This window comes from Ligilactobacillus acidipiscis (assembly GCF_900116935.1).
In the GTDB taxonomy this organism is placed as follows: domain Bacteria; phylum Bacillota; class Bacilli; order Lactobacillales; family Lactobacillaceae; genus Ligilactobacillus; species Ligilactobacillus acidipiscis.
The window spans coordinates 62,177-85,607 of sequence record NZ_LT630287.1; the positions used below are offsets into that span (position 1 = coordinate 62,177).

19 protein-coding genes and 1 pseudogene are annotated in these 23,431 nt (G+C 38.3%); 16 read left to right on the plus strand and 4 right to left on the minus strand.

Annotation, left to right across the window (positions count from 1 at the left end; genetic code table 11):
* Nucleotides 1-87: 87 nt before the first annotated feature.
* Complete coding sequence (locus BQ5903_RS00290) at nucleotides 88-531, plus strand: AraC family ligand binding domain-containing protein (protein ID WP_079578335.1); 444 nt, start codon at nucleotides 88-90, stop codon at nucleotides 529-531.
* A gap of 11 nt (nucleotides 532-542) precedes the next feature.
* On the opposite strand, the gene BQ5903_RS00295 is transcribed toward BQ5903_RS00290, so the two are convergent.
* A complete protein-coding gene (locus BQ5903_RS00295; protein ID WP_004271276.1) occupies nucleotides 543-1,466 on the minus strand; it encodes an IS30 family transposase in 924 nt (307 codons plus the stop codon).
* Between the two features lie 133 nt (nucleotides 1,467-1,599).
* Between BQ5903_RS00295 and BQ5903_RS00300 the strand changes: the two genes are divergently transcribed.
* Nucleotides 1,600-2,655, plus strand: coding sequence for a hypothetical protein (locus BQ5903_RS00300; RefSeq protein WP_010495536.1), 1,056 nt, complete (start codon nucleotides 1,600-1,602; stop codon nucleotides 2,653-2,655).
* A 94-nt stretch (nucleotides 2,656-2,749) separates the two neighbouring features.
* On the opposite strand, the gene BQ5903_RS00305 is transcribed toward BQ5903_RS00300, so the two are convergent.
* A complete protein-coding gene (locus BQ5903_RS00305; protein ID WP_154021994.1) occupies nucleotides 2,750-3,400 on the minus strand; it encodes a hypothetical protein in 651 nt (216 codons plus the stop codon).
* Between the two features lie 93 nt (nucleotides 3,401-3,493).
* A complete protein-coding gene (locus BQ5903_RS00310) occupies nucleotides 3,494-4,216 on the minus strand; it encodes a hypothetical protein (protein ID WP_079578337.1) in 723 nt (240 codons plus the stop codon).
* A 176-nt stretch (nucleotides 4,217-4,392) separates the two neighbouring features.
* On the opposite strand from BQ5903_RS00310, the pseudogene BQ5903_RS00315 reads away from it, so the two are divergent.
* Nucleotides 4,393-5,703, plus strand: a pseudogene (locus BQ5903_RS00315) (IS1380 family transposase).
* A 101-nt stretch (nucleotides 5,704-5,804) separates the two neighbouring features.
* Here the strand turns inward: BQ5903_RS00315 and BQ5903_RS00320 are convergent.
* Entirely contained in the window at nucleotides 5,805-7,880 is a 2,076-nt protein-coding gene (locus BQ5903_RS00320) for a TOTE conflict system archaeo-eukaryotic primase domain-containing protein (RefSeq protein ID WP_172823811.1), read from the minus strand.
* Between the two features lie 281 nt (nucleotides 7,881-8,161).
* Here BQ5903_RS00320 and BQ5903_RS00325 point away from each other — a divergent pair, with 281 nt between their 5' ends.
* From BQ5903_RS00325 to BQ5903_RS00375, 13 genes are all read left to right on the plus strand, one after another.
* Nucleotides 8,162-9,226, plus strand: a complete 1,065-nt coding sequence (locus BQ5903_RS00325; protein ID WP_079578340.1) for a 2,3-butanediol dehydrogenase — start codon at nucleotides 8,162-8,164, stop codon at nucleotides 9,224-9,226.
* 243 nt (nucleotides 9,227-9,469) lie between these two features.
* Nucleotides 9,470-10,366 carry a LysR family transcriptional regulator gene (locus BQ5903_RS00330; RefSeq protein ID WP_010495527.1) on the plus strand — a complete coding sequence of 299 codons (897 nt, stop codon included), beginning with the start codon at nucleotides 9,470-9,472 and terminating at the stop codon, nucleotides 10,364-10,366.
* Between the two features lie 344 nt (nucleotides 10,367-10,710).
* On the plus strand, nucleotides 10,711-12,090 hold the full coding sequence (locus BQ5903_RS00335; protein WP_010495525.1) for a class II fumarate hydratase: 1,380 nt from the start codon (nucleotides 10,711-10,713) through the stop codon (nucleotides 12,088-12,090).
* 296 nt (nucleotides 12,091-12,386) lie between these two features.
* A complete protein-coding gene (locus tag BQ5903_RS00340) occupies nucleotides 12,387-13,784 on the plus strand; it encodes a flavocytochrome c (RefSeq protein WP_079578342.1) in 1,398 nt (465 codons plus the stop codon).
* A gap of 279 nt (nucleotides 13,785-14,063) precedes the next feature.
* Nucleotides 14,064-15,485 (plus strand): anion permease, encoded by a 1,422-nt coding sequence (locus BQ5903_RS00345; RefSeq protein ID WP_010495522.1) that lies wholly within the window; start codon nucleotides 14,064-14,066, stop codon nucleotides 15,483-15,485.
* A 406-nt stretch (nucleotides 15,486-15,891) separates the two neighbouring features.
* Nucleotides 15,892-16,758, plus strand: coding sequence for a LysR family transcriptional regulator (locus BQ5903_RS00350; RefSeq protein WP_010495519.1), 867 nt, complete (start codon nucleotides 15,892-15,894; stop codon nucleotides 16,756-16,758).
* Between the two features lie 27 nt (nucleotides 16,759-16,785).
* Nucleotides 16,786-18,351, plus strand: a complete 1,566-nt coding sequence (locus BQ5903_RS00355) for an FAD-binding protein (protein ID WP_231920877.1) — start codon at nucleotides 16,786-16,788, stop codon at nucleotides 18,349-18,351.
* 18 nt (nucleotides 18,352-18,369) lie between these two features.
* Nucleotides 18,370-19,104, plus strand: a complete 735-nt coding sequence (locus tag BQ5903_RS00360) for an SDR family NAD(P)-dependent oxidoreductase (protein WP_010495514.1) — start codon at nucleotides 18,370-18,372, stop codon at nucleotides 19,102-19,104.
* Nucleotides 19,105-19,118: 14 nt separating this feature from the next.
* Complete coding sequence (locus BQ5903_RS00365; RefSeq protein ID WP_056971218.1) at nucleotides 19,119-20,567, plus strand: FAD-dependent oxidoreductase; 1,449 nt, start codon at nucleotides 19,119-19,121, stop codon at nucleotides 20,565-20,567.
* Between the two features lie 16 nt (nucleotides 20,568-20,583).
* Nucleotides 20,584-21,114: an MFS transporter gene (locus BQ5903_RS12075; RefSeq protein ID WP_029605057.1), complete on the plus strand. Its 531-nt coding sequence runs from the start codon at nucleotides 20,584-20,586 to the stop codon at nucleotides 21,112-21,114.
* Between the two features lie 60 nt (nucleotides 21,115-21,174).
* Nucleotides 21,175-21,801, plus strand: coding sequence for an MFS transporter (locus BQ5903_RS12080; protein WP_231920878.1), 627 nt, complete (start codon nucleotides 21,175-21,177; stop codon nucleotides 21,799-21,801).
* A 136-nt stretch (nucleotides 21,802-21,937) separates the two neighbouring features.
* On the plus strand, nucleotides 21,938-22,117 hold the full coding sequence (locus BQ5903_RS12085; protein WP_029605055.1) for a hypothetical protein: 180 nt from the start codon (nucleotides 21,938-21,940) through the stop codon (nucleotides 22,115-22,117).
* Nucleotides 22,118-22,369: 252 nt separating this feature from the next.
* On the plus strand, nucleotides 22,370-23,221 hold the full coding sequence (locus BQ5903_RS00375; protein WP_010495509.1) for an aldo/keto reductase: 852 nt from the start codon (nucleotides 22,370-22,372) through the stop codon (nucleotides 23,219-23,221).
* The last annotated feature ends 210 nt before the right edge of the window (nucleotides 23,222-23,431 follow it).

Consider the following 23,431-nt stretch of genomic DNA (forward strand, 5'->3'; position numbering starts at 1 on the left):
GCTTTTAAGGACCTGTAATAAGGTATTTTTCTTACAGCTTTAAAAAATTATCTTGAAGTAGTGTAAAGAGGCAAAAGGAGATAGGCAATGAAGCAATTATTTATACCAGAAGATAAGTTACCAAAAAATCAACCTCATATAGTATATATGAGTAAAGTTGATGTCCAGGACAGCGGATATCCAAGAACTATGCATTCTCATGCGGATATAGTTGAATTAATTTTGCTCACCTCAGGAAAAGGAAATGTATTTATTGGCGAGCAATATTTTCCGGCAATGAAAGGTGACTTACTTGTTTATAATAGTCAAGTTTTACATGATGAACTTTTTAAAAATGACTCAGTTTCCTTATATTGCATCGGGATCGCTGGTTTAAAAGAAAAACATATACGAGCAAATGCTTTGATTACAGATGACGAGCAGCCTGTGATTACCACTCATAAGTATTATGAACCGCTATTTAATTTGTTTAAGACTTGTTATGAACTTTTAGAAGATAGATGTGTGAACTTGGCAGATTGCAAGAAATAACTTGAACAAATTTAGTAACGCAGATTACGCAAAAAGATCTCAATCGGTGTTCGCCAATTTAAACATTTGAGTGGTCGGGAATTCAAATACCAGTTAATTTGAATCAATTCATCATCGGTAATCTCATCAATCGGTTGACCTTTGGGAATGAAGCGGCGTAGTACTCGGTTGCGATTTTCATTACTGCCTCGTTCATGTGGCGAATAAGCGTGCGCAAAGTACAGCGGAACACCGGCCTGTTCTTCAATCAAATTGTAGTTGGCGAATTCTTTCCCATGGTCAACAGTAAGGGTCTTGAGATTATCTCCTAACTGGTTAGCCAATTCTAAAATAGCCTTGGTCATTGAAGTACTATCTCGTCCATTAAGCCGTTTAACGATGGTAAGCCGACTCTTACGCTCGACAAACGTAGCTACTGCTTGACCTTTACGTTTTCCAGATAAAACTGTATCAGCTTCGAAGTGACCTGAAGTATTACGATCAGAAATTTCAGCTGGACGATCTTCGATGGAACGTCCATGACTAAAAGTACCACGGGTTTCTTTAGCTCGTTTGCGACGAATACCATGGTCAGGTAAATCAGTCACATTAATATCCAGTAGTCCCTGATCAATCCAGTTATAGATGGTTTTGTAGGCAATTCTAACTACATGAGCCACTTGTTCAATTGACCATTTTTGGATCTTGATTTTTTCTTCAATCAATCGCTTTAGGTTAGTCGTTAAGATGGTTTTACGACCACGATGACTAAGTTTAACTTCATGGTCAGTTTGAGCCTTAACTGCGTGATACTCACCAGCTAAGCGATGAACCTCATTAAAGATAGTGGTTTTACTAAAGCCTAAATAATCGGCAATATATTGAAGTGAGTGCTTTTCATGATGAAGTGTTTCGATGACAACGCGGTCTTCAAATGATAAAATAGTGGTGCCCATAAAGGTCCTTCTTTCTAATGGAATGTTGTGGTGACACCATTAAAGACCTTTATGGGTTTTTCTGTCCACTAATATGTTCAACTTAAATTTTACAATCTATCGATTAAAAAGACAATTAATAAAGGTGATAAGTATGAAGGCTTCGGAATTAAAAGAGTTAACTAAGAAGTACGATAATGGCGAACTAAGAACTTTGGTCAAGGAGTTGTATAAAAAAATTCCTAAGAAAATCCGAGAGGAAAAGGACATCGATCAATTGATCACGGACTTGCCAGGAACTTTGCAGGCGAGAAAAACAGCAAAGAAAGCGCAAAATACTGTCACTGATTTTCCAGCTTTTAAAGCTGAGATCGAAAAATTTATTGATCATGCTGAGCAACAAGATTATTTTCTTTATCGTCCTAACAGGCACATTGTTAAAAGGGAACGTTCTAAATGGCGTTTTATTGTTAAGCGTTATGTTAAGCAAATTCAAACTATCCCAGTTAACGATAAAAATGGGCGCGAAGCAACAGAGTTGTTAAAAAAACTATATGAGTTAATGTGCCATGCTTGTGAAGTATATTTATTTAATACAGACGATCCATTTGCCTCAATTGGAATCAACCAGACTGCTTTTTATGAATTGGTAGTTCAGCGTTTTTTTGCACAGGGGATTACATCCGAATCGATCGTTAACGCAATTTCTTTATATTTGGACAATGAAAACGATGTTGATACATCTAAAATATGGTTGGAAGAAAGCTTGGAAGAAAACTTAAAAACTCCTGCTATGAAGGAAATGGCGATCCAGCAAGCACAGAAACTATTGACGAAAAATGCGCACCGAACTACGCAAGAATGGTCAGAAATTTCTTCTGAAGATGCATTTACAAAATATGAACAGGAAGCAGTCAATAATGAATTAACGGAATTTATTTTTTTGAGCAAGCTTTACTTGTCCGAATATGAAGAAGGGATAGAATTTTTTAAACAAAATTATCAAGATTCTGCTGCCGCAAAACTTGACGTTCTTTTAGACTGGCTGCAAAGTTTTGAGTTAAAGCATGAGTGGATCGTTGAGTACGAAAAAGCTATTAAGAAAGGTATTGAACCGAGCGACAGGTCACAAAACAGCTACGATGTATATAAAAATGAACCAAATCAAGGTTTAGATAATATCTATCAAGATGAAATAAAACGCTTCTAGAAATAACCCAACGACAGCCGAACTTACTGATGGAACAATGTTGTTGAGTTCTGTTTATTTCGATAAAGCCGCGTTAATTGAATTCATTACTAACTTATTTTTTCTTTTTTCTGCCTTTTTTCTTGTGTAATTTTATTTGTGCATTGCGGGCACGGGATGAACTAGAGGTCAGCTTACCAGTGTTTTTATAGTCTGCCGATAAAATTTGTTCGTAAGCTTCTAGCTGTTCACCCATAAACTCATCAAAGTTTTTGCCGTGTTTTTCAGCTATTTTTTGATATTCCTGGTAATTTAAGGCTATTAAAGAAAGATCCACGTGTTCAGCGTAGAAGCTTGGGAATCTTCCTTTCAACTCTAGTATTTTTTGACCACTCCAAAGTAGTGGATCATGGTTGTATTCCAACATTGATCCATTATACTTGATGATTGCTTTATTTAAAGTAGTGCTATCGACGACAATTTTTTGGTCGAACTCTAAAAAATAGAAAAAATTAAGCAACACAGGTTCGACTAGTGCGGCAAGCGTATCATCCATCGTCATTTCAGCTGGTAGGGACAATAAGAAAGCCGTTTTGATTTTTTCTTCTCCCCAAGTTTCCATTTTTGTTGGCCATTTAAGTTGAGTGGCACGGATAAAACTATTAATAATAAATGCGATAGTTTGTTTGGTAGATAATTTTCTTAAAGGTTCTGTGTAGTAGGGCAAATCAACGAAATTTTTGATCAATGGTTTTGCTTCTGCCAAATAATCAGCAATATATTCAGGATCGGTCCTCATGATTTTTTCCTCCTCTTTTGCCATTTTGTTGGAATAAAATTTTTCGGCAGCTAATAAATGCTACAGTTTATCTTCGTGAATTTCGTCAGCGATTATTTTGCTAAAGCCGGCGACTGTATCTGGACTACTAATACAAACAGCGATTCCGTTATCTGAGTTAAAGCCCTTATCAGAACAAAGCCAAAGTTCCTTATTATCAAATAGAATACATTCTGGGATGTTGTTATCTGTTAACGTATATGAGACAGAAGCTGACAGCATTTTTTTCTGGTAAAAATCACTCAGAGAATGAAGCACTACCGTACAATGATCTTTATTTTTGTAGATTAACTTCCAAAGTAGAAAAGGAGATAAATTGGCAGCTGAAATCATGGCATGTTTTGCCTGCTTTGATCGTTTTAGCAAAATAGAATGATAATTTCCCTCATAAAGACTTACGTTGGAACTTCGGCTAGTTTTATCTTCCTGAATTTTGAAATTAAGTTTTTCATACGCCTTTTTACGTTTCTGATACATTCTAGCAAATGGAGGGATCAAGATGTCTACATAATCATAAACCCTGAGTTCCTTTTTATTAGTCACATCTCGTTGTAATCGGCCAAGTGTTTGAAAAATAATTCCTTTCCACGAATTTGGCATGGCTAAAACGATCGTATCTAAAGCGCCAATATCTAAGCCTTCTCCTGCATATTTAGAAGTAGCAAAAATAACGAATGGGGTGTCAGTGTCATTTATTTTTTCGACAGTTGCATGGTTTTTCTTTGCACCTTGTGCTCCGTACAATTTATAAATGGGAAAACTACTCCTGAATTATTCATACTTTTCCCTTAAGGACTACTTTTTGTTGTTGTCATGCTAGTTCGCATCTTTTTCGTTTTTCACCTGTTGGGTGTACAAAAAGAGCACATCCTGTGCTATTGTAAAGTCGATGAAAACCACAAAGAACAGGAGTGCTCCTTATGTCAACTTTACATCATGAAAAACTTTTATTCAATGACCAGATCAACATTTCTAATGACGGTGGTGAGTTAGCGAACGATGCCGGAACTTTATTAATTGCTGAATTTCTGCACCAAATTCACTTTGACTAGCTCTTAGAAGATAACTTGCATTTTAAAGATGACCGTAAATATTGTACCTTTCCCTTGAACAATTTATTTAAGCAGTTGCTGTTGCAATTGCTAGCAGGATACTGCCAAGATCAGTCGGCTAATACCTTGTCACACGCCGTTGATTTTAAGCTGGTCTTGTCTCAAGCGGTCGCTTCCCAGCCGACACTTTCACGCTTTATCAATCACATTTCAGCGTCTGGGCTCTTTTCAGTCAAATCATTGCTCGGCTCGGTAGCTCACTTTGTTCTTGGGCAGCTAAATCAACATCAGCTGATCCTTGATCTAGATTCGACACATGCCGATACGTTTGGTGACCAAGAAAAGAGTGCTTATAACGGTCACTACCAGACCAACGGTTATCATCCTTTACTAGCCTTTGATGCTTTATCGGGCTGCTTGTTGAATGCTCAATTACGCCCCGGCAATCGCTATACTTCCCAAGGTGCGACTAAATTTTTATTACGGAGCTTACGGGCCTATGACGGATCTTCCCTGGATGTCTTAGTGCGAGGAGATTCTGGTTTCGCAGCTCCAGGGATCTACCATGCGTGTGATAAAAAGCAGGCTAAGTTCGTGATTCGTTTAAAAGCGAACTACCAGCTCCAAAGTCGGGCTGAGCACCTGATCCAAGTGGGTGACCAGGACTTCACCGAAGCTGAAGTCCAATGGCATGTCCTGCGAGACTATTGTCCTCAAAGTTGGTCACGACCTTATCGTGTGATTATTAAATCAACGCGGCCGGCGGGCAACTTTCTGTTTGACCATGAGTTTATCGTGACCAACTTGGAAGAATTAAGCGGTCCACAAGTCTTTGCCCTCTATCACCAACGCGGTTCCATGGAAGACTTGATCAAAGAAGTTAAACGTGGCTTTCACTTTGATAAAACGGACAGTTCTAGTTTTGAGGCCAATGAGTTCCGGATGCTGGTAGCTGGGGTCGCTTATAATATACTGCAAGCCATGAAGAACTTAGTTTTACCAACAAAGCTTAAACACGCTCAGGTCGGGACGATCCGTTTTAAATTACTCCATGTGGCAGCTAAGGTCACGCACCATGCGCGTCAAGTCTGGGTCCATTTATCTCAGACCAATGTGTTCGATAAATTATTTTGGCAGACACTGTTCAAGATTCAAAATCTAAAAATATATCCGCTGTGAACTCACAAAATAAAAAATGTTTTTCTTAGGGAAAGGGTGAAGTCTGTCCTTTTTTAAACAGTCCGACAACAAAACTAACAAAAAGCTGCTTTTTTTACACACTAAAGTAACTTTGCACAAAGTTTTAACTGCAACGAAAAGTATGAATAATTCAGGCTACTACTATCTTTTAAATGATCGGCTAACAATTGTAAATGTGTCACGCGATGAGTCAAAACTAAAATATGCCTTTTCTGGTGCAGGTTAGTAGTGATGTCTTTTAATATACTTTTATTTCTATCATCATTCTTAGCTAATAATTCATAATTTTCATTTAGAGTGTTTACCTTTAATTCAGGTAAATTCAATCCTAAATTTGTATAGCGTGGAACGACCCTTCTTATAGTATCTAATGAATGGCGACTATCGACTAAGTCTGTCTGATAACGTATTTTCCCCATCCGTAATGTTATTATTTTACTCAAGCCATCTTGCCGATAAGGTGTTGCTGACAGCCCATAAAGATAATGTGCCCCGATGTTTTTTATAACTTCATCATAAGAGAATGCTGGCACATGATGGACTTCATCAAAAATAACCATTCCATAATCATTTAATATAGCTTGTTCCTCTTTTGTACCTTTAAATGATTGAATCGTTGCTATATCAATAACTCCGCTCCGATTATGAGTTGACCCATAAAAGCTGCCGATCATGTCTTTTTTTCTTTTTCTTCCAGTAGCTGTATATTCTTTGATCAGTGGTTTTCCATTTATATTTAAAAAGTTTTTTAACTGCTTTTTCCATTGTTGTGCAAGTTCTCGGTTATTTACCAAAATCAATGTGCTTACTTTTCTTGCAGCAATTATTTTTGCGGCTACCACTGTTTTTCCAAAGCCTGTTCGCGCAGCCAAAACCCCGTTCGAGTTTTTAAGCAATTCAGCAGTAGCCTTTTCTTGTTCTGATTTAAGTTCACCAACAAAAGAAACATTAATAGCGTTTCCTTTAATAGTTTGATCTTTCCATTCGATATGAGTGCTGAGTTTTTCTAACCCATCTTCTAACCCACGAGGCAAACAGATAAAGTCTGGTAACTCAACAGACAAATCAATAATACGTGGTGTTTTGAAAGTTGATAATCTTTGACGTTGACGTTTAAAAAATTGCGGATTCCAAAAAGAACCCATGGTTTTTAAATAGGCGATCTGTGTACTTGAGAGTGAGCTTTTAGATATGAAAAGCATGTTACTTTTAATAATCGTTAACTGTTCAAAGTAAACTATTTTGCCTAAAGATAGTTCGTGAGTATCCTCTTCTTCATCAGAAATAATGTTTATTTGTTGTTCTGTTTGTAATTTTGAAATAAGTTGATCAGTCTGTTTTTCGTTTAAACGGACAATGTTTTCTAAAATTTTCCACTGTTGCTGGTATGGTCTAAAGTGAGCGTCAACGAAAACAGTTTTATTTTCTTTACGTCGTTGACCTTGCAATGGAGCAGCAATCAAGTTTCCAGGTTTGTCTGATTGAATTAGGTCTTGGCTCGGGAAAAGTCTATCGAAAGCAGATAATGGCATGGAAGGGTAGATCTCCATTGTGGCTTGTAAAATATTATCCGCCAGCTTTCTTGCTTTTTGAGCTTTGATTTTGGTAGAGAAAAAGATCCAAATATGGCAACCATTTCCAGACTGGGAGACCTCCATAAGAACAGGGATGGCATAATTAGAACAGACCTGGTTAATGGCAGAACAAATGTCTTGCCAATTTTGCTTATCAATATCAATAACAACAAATTTGCAGGTATTATCTTCATACATCGGATAAAGTCCAATAAATTGGCGGCCCTCTAAGTGTGATCGAATATCAGGATCTGACAATGGGATCCAACCTTCTTTTCCTTTGAGTGGTCGATGGTTCTTAAAGTGTGTGACAGGAAAATAAACATCCTTTTGTTGTTTTTTGTTGAAATATCTATGTGCATAGACATCTGTTCGCCCAACAAATAATTTTTTGTATAATTGCAAACGATGTGTAATTGTAGCTTCAAGTTTCTTATCTTTTGGTAAATAAGAAATTAGTTCCATTAGCGGCCTAACAAAGTAATTATTTGTTCCCACCGGTCGATAAACTGCCATTTTGCCTTGAGAATAAGCGCTTGCATCTTGGGCAATTGCCACCAATTCATATTTTTTGTTCTCCATGAAAAATTCCTGCATAGTAGTACTCTCCAAATATTTTATCCATTGTGCAGTTAAGCACATACTTTTTGAAGACTATTTTAGCATAATATACAAACAGTTGTGGTGGTGGACTAATGACTGTAAATGGCAAATAAACTGTGAAATTATAAGAGAACGGTCGTGTAATAATTTCATTTTTGATTGAATCTAGAATGTTAGTCACAGAAGAAAAAACGCTATTGACAGCGGTTTCATATTTGTGCTAATTTTAAGTATAGTACACAGAGAGGGGCAATACAGTAATGAAAGCAGCAAGAATTTATGGCAAACAAGATATTCGGATCGAAGACGTTGAGATCCCTGAACCTAAGGATGATCAAGTTCAAATCAAGGTCAAGTTTGTAGGGATCTGTGGTAGTGATATTCATATGTATTCAGAGGGCCTTTCCTTACCATATGAGAAGAATCCTTTGACCGGTAAAACTGTTCCGATCATTGAAGGACATGAATTTTCTGGTCAAGTGGTTAAAGTTGGTCAGGATGTTCATGAGGTTCAAGTTGGTGATCGAATCGCAGTCGAACCCATCTTAGCTTGTGGACATTGTCGGAATTGTATGAAAGGTTTGTATAATTATTGTTTGCACGCTGTTGGTCCAGATGGCAGTGGAAACTTTATCGGTGTTTCAGGCGATGGCGGGATGGCAGAATATGCCAACGTTGAGGCCAAGTTTGCACATAAATTACCAGATGAAATGGGCTTTGACCTAGGTGCTTTAGTTGAACCAACTTCTGTAGCCTATGAAGGTATCAAGCGTAGTGGTTTGATCGAAGGCCAAACCGTCGCAGTTATGGGTGCCGGCCCAATCGGCTTATGTACAGCTATTTTGGCTAAGATCGCTGGGGCAACAAAAGTATATATTTCAGATGTTTCTGATGTTCGTCTCGCTAAAGCAAAAGAAGTGGGCATCGAAAACACTTTGAATCCAACTAAAGATGATGTTGTTGAAAAGATCCATGAAGATCTGCCAGATGGTGTGGACATTGCATTTGAATGTGCAGGGGTTCAAGCAACATTTGATACAGCTACACAAATTACAACAGCCACTGGCTTGATTCAAGTTGATGCTTTGTTTGGCAAATCCATCGAGCTTGATATTAATGACGCAATTATGAAAGGCCACAATATCCACACTACATTAGGTTACGAAAATGCATTCCCAACAGTTATTAATATTATCAATAGTAACCAAGAGATTTTCCAGAAGATGATCACTAAGAAGATCTCATTAGACGACACTGTTGAAGGGATCAAATCATTGCAGAGTGATAAATCACAAGTTAAAGTTATGATTTCACCAGAAATGTAATCATTGGAATAACTTTAATGCGTTAATTAAAAAAATATCCGGTTTAAAAGAAGTACTTCCTTCTATCGTTTTTGATAGTGGGGAGTATTTTTTCATATTTAACTGGATAAATTTGCTACAATATTCATAGTTACTGTTTCTGTTATTATAGTTTACTGCAAACCGGATGCTTGTTTGCGACCGTTTGTAACTTAAAGAGAACTGTTGGGACAAAGTATCTGCCCGATTTGCTGGAGGGTCAGGATGAAATTAAACGACTTAAATTATTTTTGTTATTTGTGTAAAGTGGGCAGCTTTACTGAGGCGGCGAAGCATTTCAATGTTAAGCAGCCAACTGTCACTTTGGCGATCAAACGTCTTGAAAACAGCTTACAAACAAAGCTTGTTTCTCGAGACCATTCGCAAAATTTTCTTAAAGTAACGGCTCCAGGGAAAATATTATATGAGCACGCAACTAAAATATTGAATGAAGTTCATCTTGCTACAGTTGAGATCGACAATTTTTCCCAGGAAAAAATTAGATTTGGATTGCCACCGATCATTGGGAACTTATATTTTCCTTTGATAGTTCCTGAATTAAATAAGAATAACTTGCTGCAAAACTTGGTCGTGGATGAGTCGGGTTCTGAACAATTAACACAGGATCTTTTGACTGGGAAAATAGATATCGCGTTGTTAGGTAGTTTTACTTCAATAGATAACTCACGTTTGGCAGCGACACAGATCACTGCCCGTGATTTTGCGATCATTTCTTCAGATAAACATTGGTTAAGCGATGTTGAAAAAGTATCTTTTTCAGATCTCAAAGACGAAAAGTTTATCACACTGGACAGTAAGTTTATTCACCGTCAGGTTTTAGAACACTATTCAAATCAGGCTGGTTTTATTCCTAATATTATTTTTAAGACTCAGAGTATTTCTATTCTGAAAAGAATGGTCGAACAAAATTCAGGGATAGCACTGTTGGTCGGGGATGCAGTGGCATTAGGAGATGAGTTGAAGAGTACACCTTTAACAGACAATTTTGCCACCAAATTTAATATATCGATAGTTACTAGAAAGAATTACCTTTTAAAAAATCAAGAGTGGGAACTTGTAACGCAGTTATTGAAGATCAAGGATAAATTACACAATGAATGACCAGCCAAGGGAAGAAGTCTCTTGGCTTTTTTGATGATTGTGTAATTTATAATTATTTTTATCCGCTAAGAAATGCTGGCTAACTATTAAGCGAGAACCTTGATCCAGCAGTGTCATAATTTAAATTTATAACCCCTGCCAGATTTGACTATAATAAATTTAAAACGCTATCATGAATCTGTAAAGAAAGGAGTATCTACCATATTTTTTAAAATTATATGTGAATAATGTAACACACATATTTTTAACCGGTTAATTTTTATTGGAAAAGATCAGATGTGATCACAGGTAAGTTCAGATTTTTGTTACTTTGTAATATAAGATATTATAGGAGGTCAAGTATTATGGCTAAGGATATTAGGATCGAAGAAGACACACTAGGTAAAGTTGAAATACCTGCCACTGCACTGTGGGGACCCCAGACTGAACGGAGTAGGAATAACTTTCCAACAGGCAGTTACATCCCGCTAGAAATAATCAAGGCACTATTACAAATTAAAAAAGCCGCAGCCCAATCAAATGAAAAAGAAGGGCAATTACCTCAAGAAAAAACACAGCCGATCATAAAAGCTGTGGATTCTTTGCTGGAATTATCTGATGAAAAATTGCGTGCCGATTTTCCACTGAAAGTTTACCAAACTGGTTCAGGTACTCAAACGAATATGAACGTTAACGAAGTTGTTGCTCATTTGGCAACTAAATTAGGCGATGGGACAGAGATCTTGCCTAATGATGACGTTAACCGGGGACAGAGTTCCAATGATATTTTCCCAACAGCGATGAATATGACTGCTAGTGTTGCAGTTAAAGATTTAGAAACAGCAGTTAGTCATTTGATCGATGAATTAAAAGTTAAACAAGAGAAATATTGGAAGGTAGTTAAAGTTGGCCGGACACATTTGCAAGATGCAACACCACTGACATTTGGGCAAGAAGTTAGTGGCTGGGTCAGCATGTTAGAACATGATCTGTCTTACTTGCAAAAACTAGATGACACATTGCTTGAATTTCCAATGGGCGGTACCGCAGTGGGGACAGGTTTGAATGCGGACCCACACTTTGCTGCAAATATTGCAGAAAAAGTCAGTGAGATCTATGGAATGAAGTTCAATGCGGATACAAATAAATTCTATGGATTGGAAGCCCATTCTGGGTTGAATGTTGTTCATGGTGCTATGAAGACCTTGGCTGCTGATTGCATGAAGATCGCTAATGATGTTCGCTTTTTAGCTAGTGGGCCACGTGCGGCATACGGCGAGTTGAACATCCCGGCTAATGAACCCGGCTCATCGATCATGCCAGGTAAAGTTAACCCAACACAGGCAGAAGCAATCACAATGGCTGCTGTCCGTGTCATTGGGAATGATGTTGTTGTAGATATGGCTTCTTCACAGGGAAACTTCCAGCTGAATGTTTATAAACCAGTATTGATCCAAGCATTCCTTGAATCAGCTGATTTATTAAGAGGAACGATCACTGGCTTTACCGATAAGATGATCCATGGTTTGACGGTCAATGAAGAAAGAATGACAGAATTAGTCAAGAATTCGTTGATGACGGTCACAGCCTTGTCACCACACATTGGATATCATGATAGTGCCGTGATTGCACAGGAAGCAGACAAAAATGGCACAACATTAAAAGAGGCCGCACTAGCATCTGGCAAATTGACAGAAGAACAATTCGATGAGTGGGTAGATCCACTGAAGATGACGAATATATAAACAAGGTGGAAAAAAACAGAGCGAAGCAGGACGTTCAGAAGACGAGCACTAACGGACTTCTGGAATATAATGCGTTTTTTGCATTGTAGTCCAGAAGTTGGTTAGGCGGAATCTTCTGTCCTGCGCAGCTCGACTAAAATAACAAGAGTGGAGCAAGCCAATCAGGGCACTAATGGATTTGGGCATTATGACAAGTGTTTTTCTTGTCGTGATGAGCGAATTGATTAAGCGGAAAGCCCTGGCTTGCGCAGCTCGACTAAGGATCCTATTCCTATTTTCAAGGAGTGAAGTTAGAAATGGCAAAATATATTTTTAAGCCAACAGATTTAACAGAATTAAAAGATAATTATGACCTGGTGATCATTGGTTCCGGTGGGACCGGAATGGTTGCAGCCTTACAAGCTAAAGAATTAGGGCTTTCACCAGTTATTTTGGAAAAAATGGACAAAATGGGTGGTAATACGAATCGTGCTTCTTCAGGGATGAATGCCGCCGAAACGGATTTTCAGCTACAGCATCATATCGTTGACAGTTTTGGAGATTTTTATCAGGAAACTCTTAAAGGCGGTGGCGGTTTAAATAATAAAGAGATGTTGGAATATTTTACTTCTCATGGTGCATTAGCCATTGACTGGTTGGCTGATCGTGGAATTGTTTTGAATGATATTACGATCACGGGTGGAATGAAGATCAAACGGACTCACCGGCCTGCTAGCAAAGCAGCAATCGGCGGATATTTGGTAACGGAACTCTTAAAACAAATCGAAAAGGAAGAAATTCCGTTATTTGCAAAAGTCACAGTTGATCGGTTGTTAGCTGATAATGGGCAGATCACCGGATTAAACGTTAAATTACCAAATGATGAAAGTAAGAAAATTAGTGCGAAGTCAATTATTTTAGCCACTGGTGGTTTTGGGGCCAACAAAGAATTGATCAAAAAATATCGGTCAGACCTCGATGGTTATGAAACAACTAATCAGGTCGGGGCGACCGGCGATGGAATTAAATTAGCCACTGAGATCGGTGCCGGACTCGTTGACATGGATCAGATCCAAGTTCATCCAACTGTTCAACAAGATACAGGTCATGCTTATCTGATTGGTGAAGCGACTCGTGGTGAAGGGGCAATTCTAGTTAATTCCCAAGGTGAACGTTTTGTGAATGAATTAGATACACGTAAAAATGTGACAAATGCTATCAATGCATTGCCAGAAAAGAGTGCCTTTTTGATCTATGATTCTGGTATTCGCGAAAACGTGCCGGCTATCAATTTTTACGATCACATTAGTTTGGTTAAATATGGGGATTCTCTGGCCGATTTAGCGCAAAATATTGGAGTCGATCCTGACAAATTACAAGCAACAGTTGCTAGCTGGAATAAAGCTGTCTCAGCTGGAAAGGATAGTGAATTCGGACGGGACTCAGGCATGGAGCGCACGATCGACCATGGCGGTTATGAAGCAATTCATATTGCTCCGGCAGTCCACTATACAATGGGCGGACTTAAGATCGATGCTAAGTCACATGTCTTAACTAAAGCAGGTACTCCGATCGCCGGCTTATTCGCTGGTGGTGAAGTTGCTGGCGGTTTGCATGGTAACAACCGGATCGGTGGTAATTCAATTGCTGAAACTGTTGTTTTTGGTCGTCAAACTGGACAACAAGCATATAAATACTTGGCGAGTTTGAAATAAGTTTTAGTTTGATCGTGAGCTATCCCAAGTATCTATAGCTATTAAAAAGAGATAAGGCTTAAGCGGCTAATTAAGACAGTGTATTTTTTTGCAAGGTATCGGACTACTTAAGATAATTTAAGCGGCAAATAATACTGATTTTTATACACAGTTTTTCCTTGAGAGAAATTGTGTTCATTAGCTGGGCTGGTTTTTCTAAAAATTGAAAACTTAGGTCATTATTGAAATAAGTTCACTGGTCAAAATAACAAAGAATTATCACGAGGAAAGGTGATATATGTGTTATTGAGTAAGGAACAGTATAAAAAATTTTTTTGGCCGGTCTTGATCGGATTAGTTTTGTGGTTCTGTACTCCATTACGTCCTGCAGCTTTATCTGTTGCGGCGTGGAGAATGTTTGCGATTTTTCTGGCAACGATCGTAGGATGTATTACTCAACCTTTGCCGATCGGCGCGGTTTCGATCATTGGTTTTGTGATCTTGACTCTTACTAAAGTTGTAGATATCGATACGGCAGTTGCTGGTTTTGGTAATAGCAGTATCTGGTTGATTGCAATGGCGTTCTTCATCTCACGTGGGTTTATTAAAACCGGCTTGGGACGAAGGATCGCGTTAAATTTTGTTTCCTTGTTTGGCAAGAAAACATTGAATTTAGCGTATTCTATTATTGGTGTTGATTTGGTGTTGGCTCCCGCAACGCCAAGTAATACAGCACGTGCCGGCGGTGTTGTGTTTCCAATTATTCAATCCTTAGCGGATGCATTTGGGTCAAAGCCTGATGATGATGAATCGCGGAAGAAAATTGGATCATTCTTAGTTTTTGCAGAATACCATGGGGATATTATTACGTCAGCAATGTTTATGACAGCGATGGCTGGTAATCCACTGGCCCAAGCATTTGCTGGAGATGCAAAAGTTAACATCAGCTGGATGTCTTGGTTTTTGGCAGCCTTAGTACCTGGTATTATTTCTTTAATATTGATACCTTTTTTGATTTATAAAATGTACCCGCCAAAAATTAAAGAGACTCCCAATGCCAAAAAATGGGCTGATGATCAGCTGAAAGAAATGGGCAAATTTTCTATCTCTGAAAAAATTATGACAGGGCTCTTTATCTTAGCGCTTATTTCGTGGATGACCGGTAGTCTAACCGGAATCGATGCAACGACTACAGCGTTTGTTGCTTTGGGACTATTGTTGTTAACAGGCGTATTGAATTGGCAAGATGTTCTAAAGGAAACCGGTGCATGGAATACATTAACGTGGTTCTCAGTCCTTGTGATGATGGCAACTAAACTGAATAAATTAGGTTTTATTCCATGGTTTAGTAAGTTGATCGTCAGCGGTTTGGGTAATATGAATTGGTTCTTGGTCTTACTGCTGGTTATTTTAATTTACTTTTATAGTCACTATATGTTTGCCAGTGCTACAGCACATGTCAGCGCAATGTATGCTGCATTGCTCGGTGTATCGATCGCCGCTGGTGTCCCACCGTTGCTGGCAGCCTTAATGCTTGGATTTTTCGGTAATCTTGCTGGATCTACAACTCACTATGCATCAGGACCAGCCCCGATTTACTTTGGCTCAAAGTACGTTACTCAAGGTGAATGGTGGAAGATGAACTTCGTATTAGGCTTAGTTTACATGGTAATTTGGCTTGGCGTAGGAACATTGTGGACGAAAGTTATCGGAATTTGGTAAAAAAACGAGATTTAATTTAATATTTTTTCAAGTAAAAGGGTTCATGAGGTCAGCTAAATCGGCGATTTCATGAACCTTTTTAGTGTTGATGAGTAAAAACATCATACTACTTTAGAGGTTTTTGATCGGCCATTAGTTCAGAGGTTCCATCAATGCCCTTAACAGGCTCATTGTCCTTAAGAATCATTTTTGAAATGATGCCAGCGTTAGATACATTTTCAACTGTTTCTATTTTTAAAACAATGCACCAATCAGTACCAAAGAGTTTTTGTGAATAAAAGCAAGTATTTAAATAGTTGTTAAATGAGCAGATGTAATATACTTAATATTAGAAGAATATTTTGTTATGGGGTAATTTATTGTAGTGATGAACTTGGAAAGCATAATGATACGAGGAGTAAAGCAGATGAATTATAATTTAATGCCAGTTAAATATTTTATTGATGTTGTTCAGACCCGCGGTTTTATTTCTGCTGCTAAACGAAATTATGTATCAGAAACAGCAGTCAGTCTTGCCGTCAACAAGTTGGAAAAACAATTGGGAGATAGACTATTAAACCGAAGTGGTGGTCAATTTTCTCTTACACCAGCTGGTGAAGAATTTTACAAGCGGGCAACTGAGATCATCGATGCCTATACGGAGATCTGGCGTCACCCAAATGAACATTTAGACAAATTGTTAAGGATTCACTTTTTACAAGGTATGGGTAATTATGCAGCCCTTTTTGCTAGTAAGCTACCAAAGCAATATGATTCGAGTTTTGATGAAGAAGTTTATGACAGCAGTATCAGCAGGTTGGTTATGGGTAATTATGATTTTCTGATTGGTTTTGAGAATATGTTTGCTAATAATGCTAAAATAACAACTTTCACTTTGAAAGTTTTGGATTTTGACCTGCTATTTAATAAAAAGGAATTTGATAAAGAAAGTGAATTGCAAGAACTATCTCAGCATTCAAAATTATATATGCAAAATTGGAAATCGAGCGGGATCTCTCATATCCAAACAAAAATGTTGGAGCAATATAATCGTTATGGTTGGGGAGAAGAAGTTGTCGCAAGTGTCAACAGTTTTGAGGCAGCTTGTTTATGTGTGAATTTTAGGGGCGGAATAACCATGGTTCCCAAAGGTTTTTTAACACCATCATATTGTGAAAATATTTACAAATTTTCGCCGGATCACCTAAAAAATGTTTTTCGTATCGTGGTAGCTATAAGTTCTAGCAGAACAGATAAACTAGCTGAAATTGTAACTAATTCGCTAAGACAATAAGTTAAACTTATTACTAGAAAGTTTTTTGTGTTGGAGCTTTTTCTGTATTTAAAGTATTATTTAATTGTAAATAATTTCACAATAAAGGAGAAACCACTTATGAAATCTTTAAATACAAACGTTGTCATTGTTGGTTCAGGTTCTTCGGGAATTTCAGCAGGTTTTGAACTATACCAACAGAAAGTTCCGTTTATTCTTTTGGAAAGAGGAGATAAAGTTGGTGGGGCCGGTAAGTTTGGCTCTCATGGGGTTTTTGCTATCAATTCTCAGCAACAAAAAGATAAAAAGGTTAAATATGGTTATCAGGAAGCCTTTGAAGGGATGGCGGATTATAATCATTACTTTGTAAATGGTGAGTTGCTTTCTCGTTTTTTGAAAGAGTCAGGGGAAAACATCGAACGAATGGAACAGATGGGATTGCCAGTTACAGTTGAACAAAGTGAACAGAAGGCTCATTTGAACGATCCTCTTGTTTACCATAAGTTTAATAATTTCACAGAAAAAATGGCTAATTGGGATAAGTTGCCAGAAAAATTTGAAGAAGCTGGCAACACGGTACTCCGACAGACTTCGGCAGTTGACTTGGATTATAATGGTGGATTAAAAGCTGTTATTGCTGAAGATTCAAACGGACAAAAAATCCGAATCAATACTAAAAAAGCAATTTTTGCAGATGGCGGTTATTGTGGCGACCAGGAAATGATGGCTGAGAAATATACTGATACAGATGAATTACTTAACTTAGGGGAGCATAAGGCTGATGGAACTGGGATCAAGTTAGCAAAAAAACTTGGTGCTAATACTCAACATAATCCGGTATTATTTGCTCATGGGTGTGCACCAAGTTTCCAAATCAATCCAATGGCTCGACAAAGTAGTGTAGAGACTTTAACTAATCTCCCATTACTGTGGCTAGATCAAACAGGTAATCGTTTTGTTAATGAAGACGTCGTTTACGATTTTGCAATGTGGGCTAATGCTGCTCATAATGTCCAAGGAAGATATTATGCAATTGTAGATCAAGAAACTTTAAATACATTTAAAACAAAAGAAATCAATTTAGAAGATACCATTGAGCGGCAGTTCTGTGAGGTTGGGGTTGAACCAAGAACAACAGTTGGACCAATACCAGATATTCAAGCTGATTTTGATAAGGCAATTCAAAGCGGTGAGGTTGTCAAAGCTGAAACTCTTGAAGAACTTTCTGAAAAAATAAATTTACCACTGGCTGCATTGAAACGAAGTATCAAAGTTTACAATCAAGCAGTTAAAAATAAGAAAGACGACACATTCTTGAAACCAGCAGATGAGTTGTTATTTGGTGTAAAAGATGGTCCATACTATGCAATTATTGAACATTGTGCAATTTTAGGAACCTTAGACGGGGTTAACGTTAACCGTAATTGCGAACCGGTTAAGAGAGATGGCTCACCTCTTAAAGATTTATATATTGTTGGTAATAATGTTAATGGGCTGTATTCAGATGGTTATCCAAGTTATGAAGGGATTGCTAATGGTTTTGCTTTCGTTTCAGGTTGGATCGCAGCTAAGGAAGCCGTTAAGTCTATGAATAACGAAGAAGTCAAAAATTAATATGAGGAGACCTTAATTATGTTAGATGGAAAAGTTGCTTTGATTACAGGTGCTGCACAAGGAATTGGTTTTGCCATTAGTGAAGCTTTTGCAAAAAATAATGCTGATGTTGTTTTAACTGACTATAATCCTCAAGTTGCTGAGGTTGCTCAGAAGTTAAACGTTAAATACCAGGGAAATATCATTGGTTTAGTTATGGATGTTACTGATGATGATAGTATCCAGAAAGGTTTGGACAAAAACATGGATAAATTTGGCCGTTTAGACTATGTCGTTAATAATGCCGGCGGCGGAGTTCTAAAACCATTCGCAGAACTGACTAACGAAGACTTTGATTCAACTGTTGATCTTGATTTACGGGGTACTTTTAAGTGTATGCGTGCTGAGATTCAGTTGTTCTTAAAGCAAGGCTTCGGATCGATCGTTAATTGTGGTGCTTTGGGAAGCGTATACTGTCCAGGAGGTTTTGGAGCATATAATGCCGCTAAAAACGGTGTAATGGGAATGACGATGGCTGCTGCAGTGGATTATGCGGATAAAAATATTCGGGTCAACTGTATTGCTCCAGGATTAACTAAGACCCTATTAAATCCTGAAGAATTTGTCAACAAAATGGTTCCGACAGTCCCGATGAAACGTTATGAAACTGCGGATGAAGTGGCTAAGTTATTTGTCTTTGTAGCTAGTGAAGCAACATTTATGACTGGACAGACAATTTTGAGTGATGGTGGAGTTTCTGCTGGTTTGAAATAGTAGGGGGCTAGAAAATGTTTCCAAAAAAAACAAACTATGACTTGATTATCGTAGGCGGTGGGTTGTCGGGCTTGTCTGCTGCGATAACTGCTAGTGAACAAGGCCTTGATACACTGGTGTTGGAAAAGGGACGGACCTTAGGCGGTAATGGTAACTATGTTGAAGGTGCGATGGGTGTTGATAGTGATCTGCAAAAACAAGCTAATATTAATATTAGCAAAACTCAGCTCTTACAAGACGAGCTTGCGTACTCTCATTATGAGGCGAGTGCTCCGCACCTAAAAAAACTAATCGATTCGAGCGGTCAGGTGATCAACTGGCTGGCAGAACTAGGTGTAAAGTTTAGCAAGGTTGGCGGACAGGGTAAGAGTTGGCCGACGGTCCATTCTTTTGCCGGCGGCGGATATGCGGCAGTACAATTGCTGGCCAAAAAAGCTCAAGAAGCAGGGATCGAGTTTGCAACAAGCATTAGCGCACAAGAAATTAAACAGCAAAATGGGCATATTAGAGGATTAAGCGTTATGAATGAAGTGACAGGCCAAATGCGTGATCTGGTATGCAACAACGTTATTTTGGCAACTGGCGGTTACGCTGATAATGCAGAGTTGATCAAGAAAAGAACACCATTTTACCAGAAATTGATGACAGTCAGTAACGGGAAGGCAACTGGCGACGGTATGCAACTAGCATGGGACGCTGGAGCTCAACATTATCAAATGGGTGCGATCCAGTATGGCGGTGGTGCGATTTACGATAAGACACAGCCAGCATTTGTTCATATGTCATCACAGCTGGCGGCAGCTGCTACTCAAGAAGCAATCTTATGGGTCAATGAACGTGGTGAACGTTTCGTTAATGAAGATGTTAACGATAATATGTGCCATGCGGGCAGTGCAATTTTAACGCAAGCACGTGTTTTCTCAATTCTTGACCAAACAGCAGTCGATCATCTCACAGAAGTTGGTTTGTATAAAGAGGTAGGCAATTCTCCGGTTTCACCGGAAAAATTGGCAACTTTGCGGCAAGAGATCAAACATGATCTTGATACCCACCAGAAGTATTTAACGCAAGCAGATACAGTTGTAGGCTTAGCGGAGAAACTAAATTTGAGTAATTTACCTTCTACTATAGAACACTATAATTCTGATGTTGAAGCTGGGTGTGATGTTGATTACGGTAAAGACCCTCAATATTTAACAGCCGTGAAAGATGGCCCATTTTATGCGGTTGAATTAGGTGTTGGCATGGCTTGTGCTTTGGGTGGAATCCGTGTTGATAACAACAGTGAAGTTTTGAACAGATATGGTTACCCGATTTCTGGTCTGTATGCAGTTGGTAATGATGCTGCTGGTATGCTAGTGGGTGATACTTATGCAGTTACTTTACCAGGAAGTACCGCTGGATATGCTGCATTTTCCGGTCGCAACGCAGTGCTGACTATTAGTCGTCGGGCGGCTAATTGAGGAGGAACAAACTTTGATGAATAAAGAAGTAAATGCAACGACGAGTCGAAGATATATTTCTAAGACAAGAATCGGGATCCTGGCAGTTAGTACAATGTCTATGGCTTCACTTGCAATTACACCTTCTTATGCTGCGATTGCTAATTTTTTTAAGCTTTCTCATACCGGAGTACAAATGTTAACGACATTGCCTAACATATTTATGATGTTAGCTGGATTAATGATGGGTAAGTTAACCACGGGTAAATTAAAGTTAAAGACCATTGCACTGTGGTCAATATTGTGTGTTGTAGTTGATGGTTTTTTACCGCTGGCATATCATGCAAGTTTTATATTTCTGGTAATGTGCTCTTGCTTAGTTGGTTTGGGACAGGGTGCTTGTACTAATTTGGCGCAAGTTATGATTTCGGAAATGTTGCCTAAAAATGAAAGACAATCTACGATGGGACTGACTACGACTTTCGTTAATATTGGCGGGATGATTTTTATTATGGGTGGCGGACAATTAGCGACCTCTAGCAATTGGTTTAACAACTATTGGATCTAAGTTTTTTCAGCTTTAGTATTGGTAGTAGTGTTTGCACTGGTTCCATATCATCCTCAAAGTATGAATGACGAAACTGTTGTCGAAAATAATGCAAAAATACATTTGAACAAGTATGTTTTTGACTGTGCTTTTTGGGGATTTTGTATCATGTTATTAAATAATGTGTTGAATAATAATATTTCACTGTTTGTCGTTGAACAAGATATCGGAGCTACTTCGCAGGCGGCTTTAACATCTACTGTCTCTTTGGTAGGTGGAATGATTTGCGGTTTCTTTGTCGGAGTAATTGGGAAAAGATTTAAAACTTCCTCAATCTCGATTGCTTTTATCTTATACGGGCTTTCCTACTTATTGATTGGATTTAGTCATTCTTTGTTCATGGTATTTCTGGGTAGTTTTGTAGTTGGTGCAGCAATGAGCATTGCGATGGGACAGTTTCCATACTTGCTGTCAATAAGTGTAGATCAAAACAGTGTCTCGATGGCTATTGGAATATATGCAGCCATCAATTCAATTGGAGGCGCTGTGAGTCCCTTTATTGTAAATCCATTAACAAAAGCTTGTAGTAATTTGGGGTTAAATGTATTTTCCGTTAGCGGATTTCTTGCTTTGATTCTTGGGGTTGTCTGTCTCGCTGTTAAATTTCAGAACAAACTTGTTAATGACTCGTTGCTTGTCAGAAATTAACAATTAATTTTATATAAACTATTATCTATTCTAAATGGAGTAGATGAATGTGAATAACTCTCTGAGAGTTGTACAATACTGGTCGACCTTTCTGTGAGTTGGTGATTTTGCGCGAAAAACGTGAAAAATTGAATCAATGGATGATGTCAATACGTTCTTTTCAACTGCTAGATTCAAAGTCAAACTTACTAGTGGTGAGATCGAATATATTATTCCAAATAAACTACAGGTTGGAAGTGGTGCTGAGTTAGTCAAGTTTGATTGGAAATTGTCGAGTGGGTTTTGGCTGTCCAATAATAATCTGCTTTTGAAATAGATTCATGGCTAAACAATATTTACATTGATAAAACCGAGTTTTCCGGAGATAGATCATTGTAGTTAAATTCATCGTGAAATCAATTGATTGATATAAACAGCATTATAGGTTTAGACTATTGTTGTAATTGTTTTTGAAAAGATGGGCAATGTTATTTAGCTGTGAAGAAGTTCCGTCTATCAGACTCTGTAAAGTACTGATAGTGCTTATTTCTTTACGTGTGTCCGCTCTGTTTTAGATAGGAGGACGAATATGAAAACAGTAACTATCTCTGGCAAAAATGTGCCAGCAATTGGGATCGGAACTTGGCATATGGGTGATGATCCGGCAAAAGAAACGCAGGAAATTGAGGCGATCCGTGCTGGGATCGATGCAGGTGCCAAGGTAGTCGATACCGCAGAAATGTATGGTTCAGGGAATTCTGAAATTCTCGTAGGTAAAGCTTTAGCACCGTATGAACGTGACGATATTTTCTTGATTTCAAAAGTTTTACCTTCAAATGCATCTAAAGCAAAGATGGAGCAATATCTGGATGCTAGCTTGGAAAGATTGAACACTGACTATTTAGATCTTTACTTGTATCATTGGCGGGGCGGTACCCCATTATCTGAAACGATCAATGAATTAGAACGTTTAAAACAAACTGGCAAGATCCGTGCCTGGGGTGTTTCAAATTTTGATGTTGCTGATTTAGAGGAGTTGTGGGATCTGCCGGTAGGGAAAAATGCAGCCGCTAATGAAGATCTATATAACATTGAAACTCGTGGGATCGAATATGATTTAACCGCTTGGCAAGCTAAACATGACCTTCCTTTGATCGCTTACAGTCCAGTCGGCGGTTTGCACAACGAACTGAAAACGACCATGTTGGAAAACAAGGTGGTTCAAGAAATCGCGACCGCTCATGGCGTTAGTGCTCATGCACTTTTATTGGCATGGGTGATCCGTGACGGCAAAACGATCGCAATCCCACAAAGCAGCAAGGCACAACATGTTACAAATAATGTTAAGGCCGCTGATATTGAATTATCTGAAGATGAATTGCGGCGTTTGGACAAAGAGTATCCTCAACCAGATCACAAAGTCCCACTGGCTATCAATTAATATACAAACATGAAGGTGCTGAAACAAATGTTTTTGGTAAATGAAAAGTCTGTTTCAGTGCCTTTTTGCGTGGAAGATCATTTGTCATGTTTAGTGACTGGTGCTGGTCAAAAGAAATGTTTGCTCAGCGTAAAATTGGCCATGTGTTAAAGTCTGTCTCACTTTCTGTTTCATGCGTTAGTATTTCATTGGAATCTTTTGGCCGTTAAT